General features: G+C 57.7%; 16 protein-coding genes and 1 pseudogene. 8 read left to right on the forward strand and 9 right to left on the reverse strand.

The features are described 5' to 3' along the window. The first annotated feature begins 520 nt into the window (after positions 1-520). Positions 521-913 (forward strand): RidA family protein, encoded by a 393-nt coding sequence (locus tag HU722_RS14235; RefSeq protein ID WP_056860328.1) that lies wholly within the window; start codon positions 521-523, stop codon positions 911-913. A 154-nt stretch (positions 914-1,067) separates the two neighbouring features. Here the strand turns inward: HU722_RS14235 and HU722_RS14240 are convergent, their stop codons facing one another. The 4 genes from HU722_RS14240 to HU722_RS14255 form a co-directional block, all read right to left on the reverse strand. After that, positions 1,068-2,009: an AraC family transcriptional regulator gene (locus HU722_RS14240; RefSeq protein WP_065873168.1), complete on the reverse strand. Its 942-nt coding sequence runs from the start codon at positions 2,007-2,009 to the stop codon at positions 1,068-1,070. 26 nt (positions 2,010-2,035) lie between these two features. Then, on the reverse strand, positions 2,036-2,869 hold the full coding sequence (locus HU722_RS14245; RefSeq protein WP_065873167.1) for an oxidoreductase: 834 nt from the start codon (positions 2,867-2,869) through the stop codon (positions 2,036-2,038). Positions 2,870-3,545: 676 nt separating this feature from the next. After that, the gene (locus HU722_RS14250; protein ID WP_065873166.1) at positions 3,546-3,902 is read right to left on the reverse strand and encodes a type II toxin-antitoxin system RelE/ParE family toxin; all 357 of its coding nucleotides are present in this window, start codon (positions 3,900-3,902) and stop codon (positions 3,546-3,548) included. 2 nt (positions 3,903-3,904) lie between these two features. Next, positions 3,905-4,195 (reverse strand): type II toxin-antitoxin system ParD family antitoxin, encoded by a 291-nt coding sequence (locus tag HU722_RS14255; RefSeq protein ID WP_057010991.1) that lies wholly within the window; start codon positions 4,193-4,195, stop codon positions 3,905-3,907. A 302-nt stretch (positions 4,196-4,497) separates the two neighbouring features. Between HU722_RS14255 and HU722_RS14260 the strand changes: the two genes are divergently transcribed. Then, positions 4,498-5,481: a 5'-nucleotidase gene (locus HU722_RS14260; protein WP_065873165.1), complete on the forward strand. Its 984-nt coding sequence runs from the start codon at positions 4,498-4,500 to the stop codon at positions 5,479-5,481. 146 nt (positions 5,482-5,627) lie between these two features. Continuing rightward, a pseudogene (locus HU722_RS14265) lies at positions 5,628-5,786 on the forward strand (hypothetical protein); the annotation flags it as partial. Between the two features lie 9 nt (positions 5,787-5,795). Here the strand turns inward: HU722_RS14265 and HU722_RS14270 are convergent. Further along, positions 5,796-6,113 carry a hypothetical protein gene (locus HU722_RS14270; protein ID WP_057010989.1) on the reverse strand — a complete coding sequence of 106 codons (318 nt, stop codon included), beginning with the start codon at positions 6,111-6,113 and terminating at the stop codon, positions 5,796-5,798. Between the two features lie 233 nt (positions 6,114-6,346). Here HU722_RS14270 and HU722_RS14275 point away from each other — a divergent pair, with 233 nt between their 5' ends. From HU722_RS14275 to HU722_RS14285, 3 genes are read left to right on the forward strand one after another with little or no spacing between them, the layout of a single operon-like run. Beyond that, a complete protein-coding gene (locus HU722_RS14275; protein ID WP_083213990.1) occupies positions 6,347-11,503 on the forward strand; it encodes an AAA domain-containing protein in 5,157 nt (1,718 codons plus the stop codon). Continuing rightward, positions 11,496-12,518 (forward strand): hypothetical protein, encoded by a 1,023-nt coding sequence (locus HU722_RS14280; protein WP_065873162.1) that lies wholly within the window; start codon positions 11,496-11,498, stop codon positions 12,516-12,518. Before HU722_RS14275 ends, HU722_RS14280 begins: the two co-directional genes overlap by 8 nt. Continuing rightward, positions 12,515-13,537, forward strand: a complete 1,023-nt coding sequence (locus HU722_RS14285) for a hypothetical protein (RefSeq protein WP_139114572.1) — start codon at positions 12,515-12,517, stop codon at positions 13,535-13,537. Before HU722_RS14280 ends, HU722_RS14285 begins: the two co-directional genes overlap by 4 nt. An 85-nt stretch (positions 13,538-13,622) precedes the next feature. On the opposite strand, the gene HU722_RS14290 is transcribed toward HU722_RS14285, so the two are convergent. Further along, positions 13,623-13,829, reverse strand: a complete 207-nt coding sequence (locus HU722_RS14290; protein WP_057010985.1) for an RNA polymerase sigma factor sigma-70 region 4 domain-containing protein — start codon at positions 13,827-13,829, stop codon at positions 13,623-13,625. A gap of 191 nt (positions 13,830-14,020) precedes the next feature. Here HU722_RS14290 and HU722_RS14295 point away from each other — a divergent pair, with 191 nt between their 5' ends. Continuing rightward, complete coding sequence (locus HU722_RS14295) at positions 14,021-15,109, forward strand: hypothetical protein (protein ID WP_065873160.1); 1,089 nt, start codon at positions 14,021-14,023, stop codon at positions 15,107-15,109. A gap of 32 nt (positions 15,110-15,141) precedes the next feature. On the opposite strand, the gene HU722_RS14300 is transcribed toward HU722_RS14295, so the two are convergent. The 3 genes from HU722_RS14300 to HU722_RS14310 form a co-directional block, all read right to left on the reverse strand. Continuing rightward, positions 15,142-15,492 (reverse strand): hypothetical protein, encoded by a 351-nt coding sequence (locus HU722_RS14300; protein ID WP_186754959.1) that lies wholly within the window; start codon positions 15,490-15,492, stop codon positions 15,142-15,144. Positions 15,493-15,495: 3 nt separating this feature from the next. After that, positions 15,496-16,008, reverse strand: a complete 513-nt coding sequence (locus HU722_RS14305) for a thioesterase II family protein (protein ID WP_225930700.1) — start codon at positions 16,006-16,008, stop codon at positions 15,496-15,498. Between the two features lie 173 nt (positions 16,009-16,181). Continuing rightward, the gene (locus HU722_RS14310) at positions 16,182-17,096 is read right to left on the reverse strand and encodes a LysR family transcriptional regulator (protein WP_065873157.1); all 915 of its coding nucleotides are present in this window, start codon (positions 17,094-17,096) and stop codon (positions 16,182-16,184) included. 247 nt (positions 17,097-17,343) lie between these two features. On the opposite strand from HU722_RS14310, the gene HU722_RS14315 reads away from it, so the two are divergent. Then, a complete protein-coding gene (locus HU722_RS14315; RefSeq protein ID WP_049708388.1) occupies positions 17,344-18,366 on the forward strand; it encodes a zinc-dependent alcohol dehydrogenase family protein in 1,023 nt (340 codons plus the stop codon). The last annotated feature ends 278 nt before the right edge of the window (positions 18,367-18,644 follow it).

Consider the following 18,644-nt stretch of genomic DNA (forward strand, 5'->3'; position numbering starts at 1 on the left):
CACCTGCGGAAATGAGGAGGGTAGACGGCCCTACTCAAAGTCCTTTGATGAGCGAATCGTGTGTACTTTCAATGGCGAGGAAAGCGAATTCTCTTCTGATGTGATCTGCAAAGAGGGATTGAATGCGTTCGCTACCGCAGTGGCTCTTTCCCCGATAACCCTCACCTGGTTACCGATTGAGATTGTTAGAGCACCGCTACGGTCGCCTGGCGTACGGATTTTTCGCCGTCGCAAGTCCTCTTCAGTCGAGAGCCACCTTCTCGACAAGTCAATTTCAGAGTAAGGGCGTTAAACGGGCGGATCTCGATAGCTCTTTCGCCGCGGGGCTAGTATTTCTATCGAGAAAGCAGCTACGCCAATGCGCGTCTTTATTTATTAGTGGTCTGTCGTTCGCTTACTGGCCGGGGTTTCTAGAGTGGCGAATGCGGTTTTATGAGGCTGAGTCCCAGTGACCCGATTGGACGCCGTTCTGGCACGTGAGTTAGCTTTCGTATCCGTTTATATTTTGGGCTCCACAACCATGACTGATCGTCAGATCATTGTTCCAGATGGCATGAGATTGCTCTGCGAGCATGCTGGTTATGCACCAGCTGTAAAGGTAGGAAAGACTCTTTACTGCGCTGGTCAGGTAGGCCGGACGCCGGAATTATCAGTTATCGAAGACCCAGAGCAGCAGTTTTTGGCAGCTTGGGACAATCTCCGGCTCGTCTTGGAAGCCGGCGGGTGCGAATTTGAAGATGTCGTCGAAATGACAACTTATCACGTCGATATGCACCGCCACATGCCAATTTTTAGACGAGTGAAGGATAAAGTCTTTCCTCGGAGTACTTGTGCATGGACATGCATAGGTGTCGGTGAACTGGCTCGCCCCGGCCTTCTCGTGGAGATCAAATGTATCGCCGTAGAACGATAACTTTTCTGATAGGCACCTGAATATACAAATCCTGGATGGGTGTTTATCTATGCGGCAGCAGATGTGACACTTCACTCGCCCGTTGTGTCGGCAGGCACGCCATCCGCACGTTCCCACGCCTACTGGCGACGGGCAAGACAGGATTGTTTGAAGCTCAGTGTGATGACACGAAGGGCGACGGGGTTGTCGGTGCCGGCAACGCATAAGCCTGCTTCATCCGCGCCACCTCCGCTATTGGCGTGCGTCCGAAGAGGCGCTTGAAATCGCGGCTAAATTGCGAAGCACTTTCATAACCCACCAGAAATGCCGACTTGGCCGCTGTCAGGTCGTTACGCAGCATCAGTAATCGCGCTTGATGCAACCGCGTCGACTTGAGGTACTGCATAGGCGAGGAATCGGTCACCTTGCGAAAATGCAGATGAAAGTTAGGCACGCTCATCTGCGCTTCCTGGGCGAGGATTTCTACATCCAGATGCTCGTGGTAACAGCGGTGGATTTTGTGAATGGCGCGCGTCACCTTGCCGAACTGACCCTGCTGGGCGATAGCCGCGCGTAGGGTACCGCCTTGTTCGCCAGTGAGGATGCGGTAGTAGAGTTCGCGCAACATTGCTGGTCCGAGGATTTGCGCGTCGGCGCAGTCGCCCATGACTTCCAGAAAACGCAGGGTCGACTGGCGCAGCGGTTCGTCCATGGGCGAGGCGTACATACCCATAGGCTGAGCCACGCGGATGTTCCATACCTCATCTACCTGCTGAATCAGCTCGCCGGCCAGATTGAAATCCAGACGTATGTACACCGCCAGCATTGGCTCCGCCTCGCTAGCGTCGGTCTCCATTGTAAAAGGCACTGGCACTGACACCACCAGATAATGCTGGGCGTCATAGATGTAAACTTCATCACCCAGATAGCCGCGTTTCTGCCCCTGACAGAGGATGACAATGCCCGGTTCATATAAAACCGGCGTGCGCGTCAGCGGCCGGTTGGAACGCAGAAAACGCACATCATCCAGCGGACTCAGGTTGTAACCCTCCAGCGGTGCAAGCTGGTCCATCAACTGCACCATACGCGCAGTGCTCAGGTTCTTGGGTTTCGGCATCGATTGCCCGTTCTCCACTGTTATGCTCAGCCATCCGTGGAACAGCTAAGCGCTTCCCATTGCTCAATACTCTCCGCCGTCCGGTGCAGCTTGTCACGCACCAGAGCCAGGGCGTCACTGCCCAGCAGCAGTTGAGCCGGCGGGTTAGGGCTGTTGATAATAGTCATCATGGCGCGTGCGGCTTTCTGCGGGTCGCCCAGTTGAAGGCCGCTTTTTTCCTCACGGGCTTTTCGCACCGGGTCGAAGGTCGCATCGTAGTCACTGATGCTGCGCGGCGTACGCTGCATCGAACGACCTGCCCAGTCCGTTCGGAAAGACCCCGGCGCCACGGCCGTTACAAAAATATTGAAGGGTGCAAGTTCCTTGTTCAACGTATCAGAGATGCCCTCCAGGGCAAATTTGCTACCGCAGTAGTAAGCAATACCTGGCATGGTGATATAACCACCCATGGACGTGATATTGAGGATATGCCCCGCCCGTCGCTGGCGGAAAAAGGGCACAAACGCCTTGGTCATCGCCACCGCGCCGAATACATTGACGTCGAACTGACGGCGCATTTCCTCCAACGACGACTCCTCGAAAACCCCTTCGTGGCCATAACCCGCGTTGTTAACCAGCACATCCACTGGGCCATACTGATCCTCAACAGCGACGACGACGGCGTCGATGGCATTAAAGTGGGTAACGTCCAGCACCACGCCATGGGCTCTCTCAGGCAAGAGCGTTTGGAACGTTGCCAGAGAGGATTCGCTGCGAACAGTGCCGATCACTCGATGGCCCTGAGCGAGAGCTTCCTTAGCCAGGGCCTGGCCAAAGCCGCTACTAACGCCCGTGATAAAAATGGTTTTTTCTGCACGCATGGGGCGCACTCCTGAATATATAAGGTCAGGCTATGCTAGGGCGGAGAGTGGTTGGGAACTGTGCCTGATTCGATTTTAGTATTGCCTGATTCTATCGGAGTGCTCGGTGAGCAACTTGAAATCTGCTGGCAAAAAACGAGGCCAAAGGAAGAAAAACGACGGGCTTATTTACCTGCTCTAATGTCTGCTTCGTGTCGCAAGTCGTTTTTCGGTAACGCTGATGTGCATGCGGTCTGGCCGAAGGTGTCGCACCTGCGCTCCAAGGTTTTCGCATTGGCAGTAAAGGCTGCGCGCGCAGTTAATCGCCGAACAGATCGAACATCAGGTGCCTGAACCATTTATTGACGGGGCGCGGTTGTATTTGCTGGGCCAGAATAAATTGATGGCGATTTCGGTGAGGCAACGGGACTGGCGGGCTTGCAAATGAATGGATCTCCATGCCCATGAAAAGCCAGAAATGCTCAGCTAAACAGCCTGCCAGACGAAGCCTAAAGGCTCTCAGGGGCGCCAAAAAACATTTTGACTAGGCTCTGGGACAATGTTTTCAGGTCGATAACACTTTTGTTTGCCCCCACTTTTGCCCCCATTCATACCGAGTGTGCGAGTGATCGCAAATGGCGATCTCCGACGGACTTCGCTATTCCCGGCCAGTTAAGCCGTTGGGCCAGGTCGCTGATCAGTCGTTAGGCAAGTGCAACTGCACTTCCATGGCGTCATGAAGGAGTCTGACGACCTCGATCACGTCGTCGTTTGTCACACGATAGAACACTATATGGCGTGGGCTTTTGACCGTTCCATGGGTGTGTTTGGCCTGCTGGCGTGAATAAATGAGGTGATAGCTGCGAAGGCCCGGTGCAAGTTCATCGCGGTCGTGGCTGCCAATGCGATAAGGCGTGTCGGCAAGCGCTTGCAGCGCCGCGAGGATCAGCGCCTGGTAGCGCTGGCGTGCTTGATCGCCGAACTGCGTCTGGGAGAGCCTGAGGATGTCAACAATGTCGGCACGAGCCGGGTTGGAGATCCGATACTGCGGCATACTCAGTGTTTCTCTCTCGCAGGGAGGGTTGCCTCCAGGCTCAAGCTCTCGAGGTAGTGCTCCAGATCACCCTCGTTCACCTGAGTAAAGCGCCCGTGCTCAAGATCCATGATACCGATCGAGGTCGCCTGACGCAGTGCCTCAATTTTGGCGGTGTCTTCGGCGACGCGCTGCTCCAATAAACGTAAACCTTCTCGCATCACTTCGCTGGCATTCTGATAACGGCCGGACTGCACCAAGTCATGGATAACCTGGTCCTGGTGAGGGGTGAGCACAACGTTTCGCGTCGCCATAACTAGCTCCAGTTCTATGCAGACAGGTACTTTTGATGTTGGCATATTATGCCAATTTCGCTCAGGAGAATAGCTTGGGGCCGAAATCCGGCGATCAGGTGACGGCTGACTCGGCGCCAATCAGCAAGGTTCAAAGTCATCCTCACATAATGAAAGCAACCGGCAGATTGATTTGAAGATTGATATGCCTGACTGTGCGTGGGAGGAGGCGCGCGATGTGTGCTTCTCGATCCGCCCTGAAATCGATCGGCATGTTCGATGCCCATCAATATTTGCGTTTAAAGGCATCAAGAGAGGTTCCAATGCCCTACGAGTTAGAAAATCGCCTAGTGATCGGCGTCGCTTCCAGCGCTGTGTTTGATTTGCTGGCATCGGACGCAGTGTTTCAGAGTCAGGGGGAGGAGGAATACCGCAAGTTTCAGCAAAACAATCTGCACGTCCCGCTTCCTAAGGGGATAGCGTTCCCCTTCATCAAGCGTTTACTGTCAGTGAATGACCTGAGCGTCGATCCTACGGATCCGCTCGTCGAGGTGATACTTCTTTCGCGCAATGATCCCGACACTGGGCTGCGCGTACTGAAGACTATCGAGCACTACGGGCTTGGGATGACAAGGGCGATTTTCATGCAGGGAAAATCTCCTTATGAATATATACCAGCACTGAATATCGCTTTATTTTTGTCGGGTGACAAAAAAGACGTGGAAGCGGCTATCAGGGCCGGGTACCCGGCTGGCCAGGTTCTCGATTCAAAATTTGAAGACGACGAAACTGATAAAACCCTACGCATCGCATTCGACTTTGACGGCGTGCTCGCTGGCGATGAGTCCGAAACAATCATGCAGGCCTCTGGATTGTCTGAATTCCATGCGCACGAAGTGAAGAATGTCATGCAGCCCCATAACCCTGGGCCGCTGAAGGAATTCATGGTGCGGATATCCAAAATCCAGTCGGTCGAGGAGAAGCACAAAAAGCTCAATCCTGAATACGAAAACCGCATACGCGTCTCGATCGTCACAGCCCGCAATGCTCCGTCTCATGAGCGTGCGATGAATACACTCAAGAGTTGGGGTGTCATGGCCAATGACGCATTCTTCCTAGGCGGCATCGAGAAAGGAAAAATTTTAGGTGTATTGAAACCACACATCTTTTTCGATGACCAATCAGGGCACCTTAAATCGACTAGCGCAGTTGCTCCATCCGTGCACATTCCTTTCGGCATCACCAACCATGTCGCTACTGTGGATGCGCTAGAGCCTGAAGCGGATCAGGTCCAGCAGGTGATGTAACACGGTGGCTTGAGCGCGTAGTACCACAGGAATTCGTATCGGTTCTGTGCTTGAACTGGCCTAATGATCCCGGACACCTCTTAAGGGCGATATGATTCGCCCAATCAGGAGGTTCCATGCAAGAGCGATAGACCTACACCCGCGAGTTCAAGCAACGTGCTGCAAGCATGGTTCTTGATAGCTGCTCAGTTCCCGACGTCTGTGCATCTATGGACGTTGGGCCTACGGCTCTGCGCCGCTGGATTGGTCAGGTCCAATCGTTGTGTAGATACCTATGCCGATCAATGGGCCGATCAATGGGTTAAAACACGTGGCTACCAGCCACCGGGAAACCATTGCCGGGCGAGCTGCACCGTTACGCGCAAGGTGTGCTGGCTTTGTTCGCACGCAAGCGCCTGTTCTTCAGGCGACGCCGGTTTGCTCCACTTTGGCTGGGTTGCCAAGCGCTGTGCATAGCTAGCTTTAAACGCAGGGCTGGCCTCGCCAGTCAGCCGCATCGCTTTAGCATAGTCCGCCTCGAGATCTTCGGGCAGCGAACCACAGGCCAGTTTGGCTTGCTGATAGCGCACGGCGTACATGAAGCCATCGGTGGGGGCTTCGTCGTAGGTGTAGCGGGAGGGTTCTGCGGCCATGGCAGTACCGGTGAGGAATAGGGCGATGAGGAGGGGGCGTCCGTGCATGGGCGGGGAAAGTCTCGGGTGGTTGACGGTGCGTTTGACCTGAACACGAGTTGTATAGCATTGAACAGGCCACTCGTTAACTATGCGTGCCCGGTTTGAATTGCAGCGACCAAGGCAATGGGCCGTCATTGTTGGCCGCTACGAGCCATTCTTCGTATGCCGTTCGGATTTATAGGGTGTAAGAAATGTTTAGGCGTCTCATGGACTTGAGCAAGCGGTTGCGCAAGGATTTTGCTGCTGTAGCGGTTTCCAAGGAACAGGTTCTGCACTCGATGGAGGTGGACCCTCAGGCAGGACCCGTCGGGAGTTTGCCCGTGAATGTGCTGGACTACTGGCACAGAGCGCTGATTGCCGATGACTTGGGTGGCCTGCAAGCCACCGATGTCCGCATCCCGGTGACAAATTTCGCGGGGCTGGCCTGGCCCAACTTCAATCTCGGTTTCGGCAAGCGTCGGGCGCTGGCACTGGGCATTCTCACTGAGCGTGCCGCAGAGGCCCGGCGAAAACAGCAAGCGCAGGCGCTTGAGGCCTCAGAGGACGACGCAGAGGGGGCGCAGGAGGCGGACGAGCCGGATGACGATCCGCGTATTCCCATGGCGCTGGTGTTCCATCAAACCACCTCATCAAGCGATGAGGTCCAGGTCACGTGGCCCGACCCGGATAAAAAGCCTGCGCCGGGCGCGAAAAAAAAACGCCTCAAGCCCGACCGGCTGAATATCGCGTTCTGGTTTCCTTTCGACCTGAACGACAAAAACCAAATATGCCTACCACGCGACCCCAACGATTGCCGGCCGCGTGTGGTCCGCCAATGGCTTGAACCGCAGCCATTGATGGCGGCCAACGACCTGCCGCCGGCCATTGGCCACTTCGATTGCTATCGCGACGAGCTCAAGCTATTTCTCGCGACGTTGAGCCAAAGCGCCAATTTGAGCGGTTATGTCGACGCCTGTTTTGCCTTGTTCGCCCGCGTTCAAGCGGATGGGGTTGAGACGGGAATGGCCCCGATCACGGGGCAATGGGTTGCGGTGCCGCGACAGCCTGGCTATGCAACACGTGCGCTCGCCAACGTGTATGAAGCGATCCCCAATGCGCCGTCCATCGGCGCACTGGAGCAGCTCATAGGCGCCGGACGACACCGTTCGGCTGTCCAGGCAGGCGGCATGGCAGCGCCGCAGGTGACGATCCGGCACGTGGCCATGGTCGATAAGGCCACACACCTCGACAAGCCAGACGTCAATCGCGGCGCAGACCCCTTGAACGAATCGCAGCGCCGCGCATTGCACGCCCTCGGCCGGTTGGGTGAGCAGGTCGGGGTGGTTGCGGTCAGTGGGCCGCCGGGCACCGGGAAGACGGCCATGCTGCGTGCGATGATCGCCAACCAATGGGTGTTGGCGGCTTACGATAACCGCGAACATTGCCCCGTCACGTTTGTGTGCGGGGCGACCAACCAGAGTGTCGAGAATGTGATGGGCACGTTCAATGGTGCCGTAGGCAGGAAGCATGCCCTGGCACGTCGTTGGTTGGACCCTACGGGCAAGCCACTATTGGGTTTCACCGCCAGCGCACCGTCCAAGGCCAAGGGAAAAACCCATCGCAGCAAGTTCACCACGCTTGAGATCCGGCAAAAGCAGTTGCGCATCTTGGGCGTCGGGTCCTCCAGCCTCAAGCAATCGAACGAAGACGGTGTTGCGGCAGCCCTTGCTTTGGCGCGGCACTTTGAAGATGCCTTCCGCGAGCTGCCAGAGTTGTTCAATGCTTTGTTTAGCGTTGAGCAGAAACATCAGGTCAGTGATGCCACGCGTTTTATCTATCTCATGCAGAAGAGTGCTTCGACAACGCCTACGGCGTCGACCCTCTGCGAGCACTTGAATACGCTGAGCCAGGTATTGCGCAGTGGGTTGGCCTCAGCAATCGAGCGCCAGGCTGACATCGACGCGTTGATCGAGCCCGGTGAACTGGCTGCGCGCTTTCCCAGTGAGGCATGGGCATCTTCCTGGGCCATCGACATCCTCGCGGATTTGCGTGTGGCCGCAACCCCCGAGGCGCGCCAGGCGCAGCAGCAGAAATTGCTGGACGTGGTGTGGCGGCCGATTATTTTCCAGTTGGCCGCGCGTTACTGGGAGACGCGTTGGCTGGCCAGTGTGATCGCAACCCCCGAGCCTGGCAGCCGAAAGAACGCACTCAGGCACGCAGCCATGCTGTTTCCGTGCATTGTCGCCACCTTGCATAGCGCCCCACGGTTACTGGGAGAGGGCCGTAGGCCGCTGTTCGCGTTCCTGGATTTGCTGATTATCGATGAGGCGGGGCAAGCTGCGCCGGAGCTGGGTGTGCCGGTGCTTAGCCTGGCTAAAAAAGCCGTGGTGGTCGGCGATATGAAGCAGCTCTCCCCCGTGTCTTCGGTAACACCCGAGGTCGACGCGCGCCAGGTGCAGGACCGTTGGGCCGATCCGTCGTCTTTGGGCGCCTTGCTCGTGCGTGGCGCGGACTCCGCCACGGGTTCAATCATGAAGCTTGCCGGAACCGGGGCATCGTTTGCCGAGGCCATGCCGGACGGACGGCTACGGGACGGACTGCTCCTGCGGGAGCACTACCGTTGTGCAGAGTCGATCATCAATGTGTGTATCGATTTGCTGTACCACGATCACGACCGTGATGCCGAGGGCGGGTTGCTCAGCAAAGAGTTGGAACCCAAAGTGCCCAACCCGCTGGCAGGGCTGTTCGCGGATGCCGAGTTGCCCTTGCTCGAGGGCGAAGCTGAAATGCAGTTGCGCAAACGCATGAAGGCAACGTTCCCGCTACCGCCGCTCGGGTTCTATCAGACCGGTGGCCCGAACGATGAGCCCTGCAAAGGCGACTCATGGTCCAACCCTGGAGAAGCCAAGGCCATCGTGGACTGGCTTAAAGAGCACGGACCGCGTCTGGCGAAGTGGGTCGCCAGGGTCGAAGGCCACCCGGAGCAGCCGATAGGGTTGGAAAAACTTGTCGCGGTCGTCACGCCCTTTCGAGGCCAGGTCGAAGCGATAAAGCGTCGGGTGCGCGAAGAACTCGACCCTGATGACGCTGACCTGAGTGAGCGTTTGACCATCGGCACGGTTCATACCCTTCAAGGGGCGGAGAAACCTGTGGTGTTGTTCAGTGCCGTGAATCGGGAAAGCCGCGCCAGCCGTCGAACCGATACCAATCATCGTGAGCGGGTGTTTATCGATCGTGACGATGGGCGCCTGCTCAACGTAGCGATCAGTCGTGCGCAGAAAAGCTTCATTATGTTTGGCCATTCCGATCTGTTTTTTTCCCAGCAGGCGATGGACCCGAACAACGATTTGCCTTCGGCTGTGGTAGGACGATGCTTGGCCGGTGTGCGTGAGCCAGAGCATGAGCGGCTCACCTGCGCCCCGCGGGTGCCAGCGTGCAAGCTCGGTCCCGCCACGCTGATGGTTGTCGAATCCTTGCACAAGGCGAAAATCATTCAAGAACTGGTACCTGGCGGTACTCAGGTGTTCGGCTGTGGCGGTCATATTCGTGACCTCCCAGGCCCCGGTGCGATCAGTTGGCGTGATGGGTTCAAACCGCACTGGCAATTGAGCGAGCGCGAAGGCAGTGACCTGGCGGCGTCCCTACGCAATACCGGCAGCCGTTTACTGCAATGCACTGAGCTGGTGTTGGGGACGGACGATGATGCCCAAGGCGAAGCTATCGCCTGGCACATGATCCAGGTACTCAAGGAAGCACCGTGGTTCATGCATATCCAGAGGGTGCGTCGGGTAAGGTTTCATGCATTGACCACCCTCGAAATGGCCCGATCATTTGAGGAGGGTCGGTGTGTACAGGTCGAGGGCGCTACCGCCGACGAGCGAGCTGGCAGCGCTTGCCGGGCCTTGAATATGGGCTTGGCATATGGAGCCATTGCCCAGCGGGTGCTGGACAACCTCATCGGCTCGGTCTACATGCGTCACGGTATTGTCGGGGGCGGACGGGTCAAGGGGCCCTTGCTCAGGGTACTGGCGGGCCATGGTGACTCCCCGGGGTTACCCGGTAAACGGTTGGGTGTCGCGATAAGCCTGAAAGTGAACGATACCCTCGTGCCGGCTCGCTTGATGGTGCGGCGCGGCAGCGAAGCCTGGCGCGCGTGGGGCAGTGACCGCACAGAGAGCGTTCACACCTTGATCGACCAACTGAGCGACGCGGTGGTTTCACCGACACCTTGCCTGCTCGAGCATGAGGACTTGCTGCTGGCACCTGCTCAAAGCCTGGGCACTAACCTGGTCCTGCAAGAGGCGTTCAGGCGATTTGGCTGGATGCCGTCGAGCACCATGAGCACGTTGCAAAAACTGTATGAGATGCGCGAGGGGCAGGACGAGCCCGAGTCAGCACCGAACGACAATGGTTGGGCTGCATTGGATGCGCAGGGGCGCCTGTTCCTGACCGAGTCCGGACGGCGCCAGGCAGATAAGGTGCTGAACAACCCTTGGCTGAACACAATCAGCGCCAATGCGTTGTTGATGGCCTTCGACGATGCGCTGACTCACCTGTCCCAATTGCCGGATGCAGGGGAGGCGGACTACCTTGCGTTCGTGCACACCTGGGCGGCGCAGTTTGATGATCAGTGCGGCGCGCAGCCGGTTGCGGGCCCCCATGCACCAACGGTCGATGCGCAAGGCGCTGAGGTCGCGCTGTTTTCCCTGCAGCCCGCCGTCGAGCTGAATACGTGGGGCGCGCCTGCCGGTTCGCCTTCACCCGCTGAGGCCGAGCAGCACGACGATGATCCCGCGCCTGGTGCGCAAACCCACCCGGTTTCGGACGGCGGCCGCAGCGGTGCCCACGGAGCACTGGTGCCTCTGGACATCAGCCTGGAGGCCGACAACCCCAAGATGGCCGCGCTTACCCCGAGGCAGCGGCAACTTTACGACCTGATCTCCAAACTGATGTTGGCCTCTTCCCTGCGAGATGGACAGTTTCAGACTGTACGCCGGATTTACACCCTGACGTGGCCGGGTAAACCGGCTGTCCGGCAGGTTGAAATTGGTGTCGAGGTGATAACAGGCAAGCCGGGCAGCTACCCAGGCTGGTTTACGCTGGACCCCGATGGCCTGCACCAGCACACGCGCAATTGGGCGTCGGCAGAGATGGAGGCAGTGCTCGATGAGCAAAGCCCTCGCTTGCAAGTGATAGTGCAAGACCACGGCATACGCACCCGCTCGCTGCTTGAGCCGACAGTCGATCATTTATTGGCGTGGATGCAAGCGCGTGGACACGGTAGGCCCTCGACATTCGGCAAGCACATCGATGATCTCGTACGTGGCAATACGTCGAACGCGCGCGCGGAGGGCACTGCCGATGAATAGCAGTTTTGCCGCCATGACCCTGATGCGAAACGCCTATGAGGCCGCATTGCGCGACCCCTCGGACGCAGTTGCCCAGGCAGCGTTCGTCGCTGCGCACCAAGCGCAACAGCACACGTTCGTTGATTCATTCGACGTCGCGGGCATTACCTACCCGCGTACTGATGGGCACACACTGAGTGAGCGTGAAGCGCGCGAGGTGATTTCCAGAATCCTGTCCAACCCGGCGTACAGCGTATCGGACCTGCGGCCCAGCGTCATTGAAGCGGCCTACCCGCTACAGGCAGACGTGCTGCGTGTGGAAATCGAAGCCACGGTCGCGCGGGCCAATAAAATCAATGGGCTCGACTGGCGAACCGACGCGCTCGATGCCAGCACCAAGCAAGCGATGCGTGAACTGCTACGCATGCCCACCTTGGCGGGCGGCTACAAAATCATTTCCCAGGTCAAGTCCGCGGCCAACGCCCAGGTGTTGAATATCTACCGTGGCTACGATGCCGATCACTTGATCCCCGACAAGGCACTGCGAGGGTCACTGCACAGGGGGCAGTCTTTCAGCCTTGACCAGAGCTACGCGACGTTTATGCAGGATTCACAGAACAGAGGATCGCAGCATAAATTTGTGACGGACGCCCAGAAACACACACGCAAACGGCTGCGCGGCAATCCGACACTGCTCGCGAAAAACCCAACGACTGGCGAGTACCTGGAGCATGTGCTTGAGTGGATGACCCATGTCTATACCACCGCGGATCTGGGTGTGGATGTGGCCGTCAGGAACAGTGGCCTTGCCAACTCGGATGAATTCAAACGTTTCAACGTCAAAGGTTTTGCCTTGGCGCAGGCAGGGTTCATGACGTGGAATGAACGCAAAAGTGTCGGCCGCGCTGTCGCCATGGTGCTCCTGATTGAGGCGCGAGAGTTCTACACGGCGGTCGGCTGGCCCATGGACAGGGAGTTGCCTTTGTTCTACGACGTACCTTCTACAGTGACCCAACAACCGGTGCCTGTGACATGAGCGACAACATAAACCCATCAACACCCGCCCATGGCGTCCGGCGCTACCAGCTTGCCGACCTGACAATGGCCGCCGGTGTGCCCTGGTTTGCCGTGCACGTGTCGGACGAAAGCGGTCATACATCGTCCTGGATTATCAGGGGGGAACTGGACGGTGAGCATTTACGCCTGCAACCACAGGTTTGGGTGCCAGATGCCATCCAGGCCATCGTCAATGATAGCGACGGCCAAGTCTGGGCGATCACTAGCGAAGATGAACTGATCACCAACACCGTCCTTGGACAGGTGGCTGGATGGCGGCAGGTTACGCCCCATCCACAGCTCAACGCGCGCGATGAGTGGTACTCCCGCACACTGGGTTATGTGGCCACGGATGGCCAGAACGTCGAGCTTGCTGAATGCCTGTGTTGGGCGAGCGATGGCTTGTTGATCGGTACGTTCAGCCGCCGGTTGTATCGTTGGACATCGGGCGATGTTGCTCGCCTTGAACACGACGATCACATTGTCGGAACGCTGGGTGGTGTCAACAACATTGTCCAGACGCAAGACGCAATATACGCGCTGGGGTATGCGGGCCTGATCCTGCGTCGGCCGGTGGGCGGGACCTGGCAGCGAATTGATGGACCATGGCCGACTGAGGCCGGCGCGTTCATCAATATGATTGCCGGTGTCGAAGGTCCGAGAGGGGAATTGTGGGCCATTGCGGCGGGCGGTTCGGTCGTCAGCGTTGCGGGTGATGTGACCCGCACCATTGCACAAGTACCCGGTGAGCCTCTGGGCATCACCCGGTTCCAGCGCCAGTGGTTCGTGTCGACCCTCGACGGTTGCTACGAACTACCGGGGGATGGTGACACGGTCCTGATCAAACGCGATATTTTGATGGGTAAATCGATTGATGCCGGGAACTGCCTGATTGCCGTCGATGCCGAGCCACAACACGCCGATCACGCGCAGGTCCACCTGTGGTTGCGCACCAGAAACCGCGATGCTTGGCTGCGCCCAATCATTTGCCGGGCCTGATTGAGGCGTTAAGGCGCAAGCGCGCGGGATACGGGCTTGCTTTCGAGGCCCAAGCCCGTGGTTTCACCTGGTCGGCCAGGCAGGCTCAATTGGTTTGTGGGCCGCGCCCGCGATGCGCGGTGATGCGGTTGTAAATGTTGGGTGCCGTGACCGCCATTTCTTTGCTGATCTCCGGGACTGAGTAGCCTTTGTCATAGAGATGTTGCAAGAAAGCGTCTTGGTCACGCCGGGCAAGCTGGCCGTAAAAGCCGCGATTTATTTCTTTCTGGATGCCTGAGAAAAAACCAAACATAGGGACCTCTGTATTCGACTCGCGTCATGTTGATGGTGGGAGGAGAAGGCGTGGCTTGGGCCGCTCCTTCTGTATGCAAGCCCCTTGTAAACCCCGGATTTGGAGTCTGAGTGAGCTAGCCGGTTGCAGGTTATTCACTCTGCTGCTTATCGGCCATCCCAACCTGGGTAGCACCCAGCATGGTGTGATTTATGCGAACAGACGAATACACGGATGACGAAGTCGAGACAAAGGACAAGTGGGACAAACTGTTCTGGATTGAGCTCGCTAAGCGCAAAGAGCGTTTGGTAACCGGGGATGCACACCTGATGCTTGTTCAATTGCATGATCAAATAGCCCAGGCCATCGATACACCCGGCCAAGTGATGGATGAGCCCATCGAAGGCATAAGGGGGGCTGCGGTCCTTTTGGACGCGTTTCAGTGGCAGTACGACCCGGCTGATGAGGCTGATGACGAACACCAGGCTCAGTTGTTGCGGGACACGATGAATCGCTTCGGAAGCCAGATTGATGAAGTTTGGTCAAGGTTGCAGTTCACGCGGGGCTTCCGACTTGCCGACCTAGCCGTAGAAAACGAACTTGAGCTGATGTGGGGTTGGTGGGTATTCATCAACTCTTCAGCCGGGCGTGAGGAAATGGGTATCACCACCGGAAAGTTCTCATACCATGGCAAGCAGAGCCGAATGGACGAGGACCATGAGCCGCCACGGATGATTGAGGTCCATACGTTCTATAACCGCCCCGGGCAGTCTCCCATCCCTGTTTCCAATCGCAGTGTCAGGAGCTTCACCACTGACATGGATGAAGTGATCATCAACGGCAAACGGGTCACCGATAGTGTAATTGTGGTGTTTGACTCCGAAACTCCAGCGCCATCCAGAAGGGAAATCGTGAACGCCGCTTATTCCGGCAGAGGAATGATTCGGGCACGGCGTTTAGCGGATGCCCGTGCAAAAGGCGATTACGCCAGACTGCAACGCTTGCTCGACGAACCGTCGCCGACCACGGATTTTGTCGACTTATTCGAGCCTGTACAGGCGCATAAATTGTTCAAGACACTCACCAGCGTTGCGCCGTTGATTCGAGGGCTATTCGCTTGGGATCTTCACCATGACCAGGGACTCAGCAAAGCGCAGGCTTGCCGAGTTACGGCGGAAAAACTACCTGGAATGGGCACTACCCCACGCAGCGTCAACAATGCGCTTATATCAGTGGGAAAAAAGATCAACGGCTACCAACCCGAGCAATTGCCTTGGATTTTTCAACGCTTTAGCGATTGAGGGTTCCGTCGCCGGAACCCGGTCGCGTTGAGCTAGGCAGCGCCGTATTGGGCGATACGCCGTTGTGCCCGCGCCTCGCCCTCGGCCTGCGTCGCCGCGGTTTCATAACGGATGCCAGAGGCTTGTTCGCCAATCTTGCCCATGGCATCGAAATGCGCACGACGCGCCTCATCGGCAAGCACGCTGATCAAGCTGATACACAAATGGCCAAAGGCCTCCTTGTGCGTCTTCAACCACAGGCTGCGCAGCTTGCGGTCGGCGTGGGCTTCGTCGTCCCCAGGTTCCAGGTAGATCAACACAAAGGGTACGCCATGGGCCATGACGGCCTCGATTTCGGCTTGCCACTGTGCACCGTAGCCCTGTACGACCACGTCGTTGCGCACTATTCAGCGCGGCGGGTGTTGCAGGGCTTCAGACAGCCAGCCCAATAGCTGCGTGCGTTGCTGACGCAGGAAAAAGTGCCCGCCGTCCACCAGGCGCCAGTCGAAACCGGCTGCTGCGTGCCGTTTCCAGCGGCGCGCGGCTTCCACCGTGACCAGGTGATCATCGCTGGCGGCAATCATCACCATCGGCACCGCCAGGGTCGTATCGGTTGCTACGCAGTAGCCTTCCGACAAGGCACTGTCGCGTGCCGCCCAGGTGTCGGACTTCGAGGGCGAATCCTCCTCGCTGTAGTCCGACACTTTGCGCTGGATCGGAAAACTCGGCGCCGGGCACGCCATCAGGAACACCAACTGCGGGTGGCGACCCTCGCTGGCCAAGGTCCGCGCCACTTCGAGGGCGATCTTGCACCCCAGGCTGCAACCCAGCAATGCCCAGGGTTTGTCGGTGTAGGGCCGGATCGCGTCCATGAGCTGGCGCATCAGTTCCGTCATGTCCTGAATGCTCGGTTCGGCGATGCGGCTTTCGCTGAATCAATAGCCCACTTGGCCTAAGGCTGGGGGCATCCTTTTCAAACCATCCAAAGCATGTCCTCAAATTTGCCCCAAATGTAGCAATTCGCTGGAAGTAAATGGCTATTCGAGACTAGAAAAACGTAGAAATGATCAGCTAACAAGCATGCGCGAAGCCTCTAAAGACTCTCAGGATCGCCAAAAAACATCTGAATCCGCGACCGCAACCAGCGCTCGCCCGGGTCATTATCCTGTGATCCACGCCACGCCATATGCAACTCAAAGCTGCGCACGGGCAATGGCGGGTCTTCCGCACGCAACCCACCCGCCGAGGTCAACGCCTCGGCCGCGTAGTCCGGCACGGTCGCGAGGATGTCCGTGCCCGCGAGCAAGGTGCCCAGGCCGTTGAATTGCGGTACGGCCAATACCACGTGGCGTTTGCGGTCGAGTTTTTCCAGTTCTTCATCAATGAACCCGCTCAAGTCGCCGGCAAATGACACCAGCGCGTGGGGGCGGGCGCAGAAGTCGTCCAGGCTCAGCGAGCCCGGCACGCTGTCGGCGCGCAGCAGTTTTGGCAGGCTGCGGCGCAGCACTTTGCGCTTGGCGTTGGCCGGCAAGTCCGCGGTGTAGCTGACACCGATGGAGATTTCGCCGGAGGCCAGCAAGCCGGGCATCAGGATGTAATTGACGCGACGCACGACCAGCACGATACCGGGTGACTCGGCGCGCAGGCGTTTGAGCAGTTGGGGCAGCAGGGCGAACTCGACGTCGTCGGACAGGCCGATGCGGAATACCGCGGTGCTGGTGGCCGGGTCGAATTCAGCGGCGCGGCTGACCGCGGTGGAAATCGAGTCCAGCGCCGGGGAGAGCAGGGCGAAGATTTCTACCGCCCGGGCCGAAGGTTCCATGCTGCGGCCGGTGCGCACGAACAACGGGTCATCAAACAGCCCGCGCAGGCGTGACAACGCCGCGCTGATGGCTGGCTGGCCGAGGAACAGTTTCTCGGCGGCGCGGGTCACACTGCGCTCATGCATCAAGGTTTCGAATACGATCAAGAGGTTAAGGTCGACACGACGCAGGTCGTTACGGTTCATCTTGTGTCCTGGAAGAGTCAGCTGACTTGACGAGAGCGGGCATATAACAACAATGGCCAGCACGAATCTTACGGGGAAAGGCTGTTACTCTGCACAGGAAAATTGAGTTTTCTTACAAGAGCTGAGGTCTATTCCTCAGACGCGGAATCAATGACAGACATGTCGACTATTAATGGCGACCGGTGGTCTTACCCGTAAAGCCCAGATAAAGTTCATGGCATTAGAGGTTACTTTGACGAGGTTTGCGATGTCCCGCACGATCCGTTTTCACAAGTTTGGTCCGGCCGAGGTGCTCAAATGCGAAGAGCATGCAGCCGCGCAGCCCGCACCGGGCGAAGTGCAGGTGCGTGTCGAAGCGATTGGCATCAGCTGGTATGACATTTTGTGGCGCCAGAACCTGGCGTCTTCCCATGCAAGATTACCGTCCGGTCTTGGCCATGAAATGGCCGGGGTGGTCGTCGCCGTAGGCGATGGCGTGGATGACTTGGCAGTGGGCGATAAAGTGGCCAGTTTTCCGGCCGAGAGCCCCAATGACTACCCGGTGTATGGCGAGCAGATCGTCCTGCCCCGTTCTGCCCTGACCCGGTACCCGGATGTCTTGAGCCCTATTGAAGCGAGCGTGCATTACACGCCGCTGTTGATCGCCTACTTCGCCTACGTGGACTTGGCACGGGTCAAGCCCGGGCAATTTGCCCTGGTGACTGACGCCAGCCACTGCGCCGGTCCGTCCTTTGTACAGCTGGGCAAGGCCCTGGGTGTGCGGGTGATTGCCGCCACCAAGGACAGCGCGGAGCGTGAGTATCTGCTGTCGCTCGGTGCGGAAAAGGTCATCGTCACCGAAGAGCAAGACCTGCTGATGCAAATCAACAAGTTCACCGACAACCGCGGTGTCGACGTGGTGTTCGACGGTTTGGGTGGCCCGCAGATGTCCTTGCTCGGTGACGTACTGGCACCGCGTGGCAGCCTGGTGCTGTATGGCTTGCAGGGCGGTAACCAGACGCCCTTCCCGGCGTGTGCGGCGTTCCAGAAGAACATTCAGTTTTTTGTGCACTGCATCGGTAACTTCACTGGCAAACCGGAGCTGGGCATCATTCAGGACCACGTAGCCTTGCAACGGGCGTTGCGCGATATCAACCAACTGACAGCTGACCGCGTGCTGGTGCCGTTGAAAACCACCGTGTTTCCGTTCAATCAGTTCGTGGAAGCGCACCGATATATGGACGAATGCCCGTGCCGCGAGCGTGTTGCGTTGCAGGTTGAGGCTGTTTAGTACGTAGGAAGGTTCTCAAACGAGTCTTCCTGGCACCTGGCGCATGGGGCAAATGCGCCATTTGACAGGGCTTAAACTGTACCCCGCTTCAGGTGCCTGGCTGGCACTTTAACCCCTGAATCCTGACTTTTTCGCTGACGCCGCCCTGAATTCCAGTGCGGCGTCTTTGTGTGCGCGTGATTTATGCGCTGGCCGTTGCTCATCTGCACTGGTTTTCGCCAGGGTTCTGTATCTATTAATCATTATTCCAGCATTGATAATTGCGTCTTCACTTTCAT

Source organism: Pseudomonas tritici (genome assembly GCF_014268275.3).
In the GTDB taxonomy this organism is placed as follows: domain Bacteria; phylum Pseudomonadota; class Gammaproteobacteria; order Pseudomonadales; family Pseudomonadaceae; genus Aquipseudomonas; species Aquipseudomonas tritici.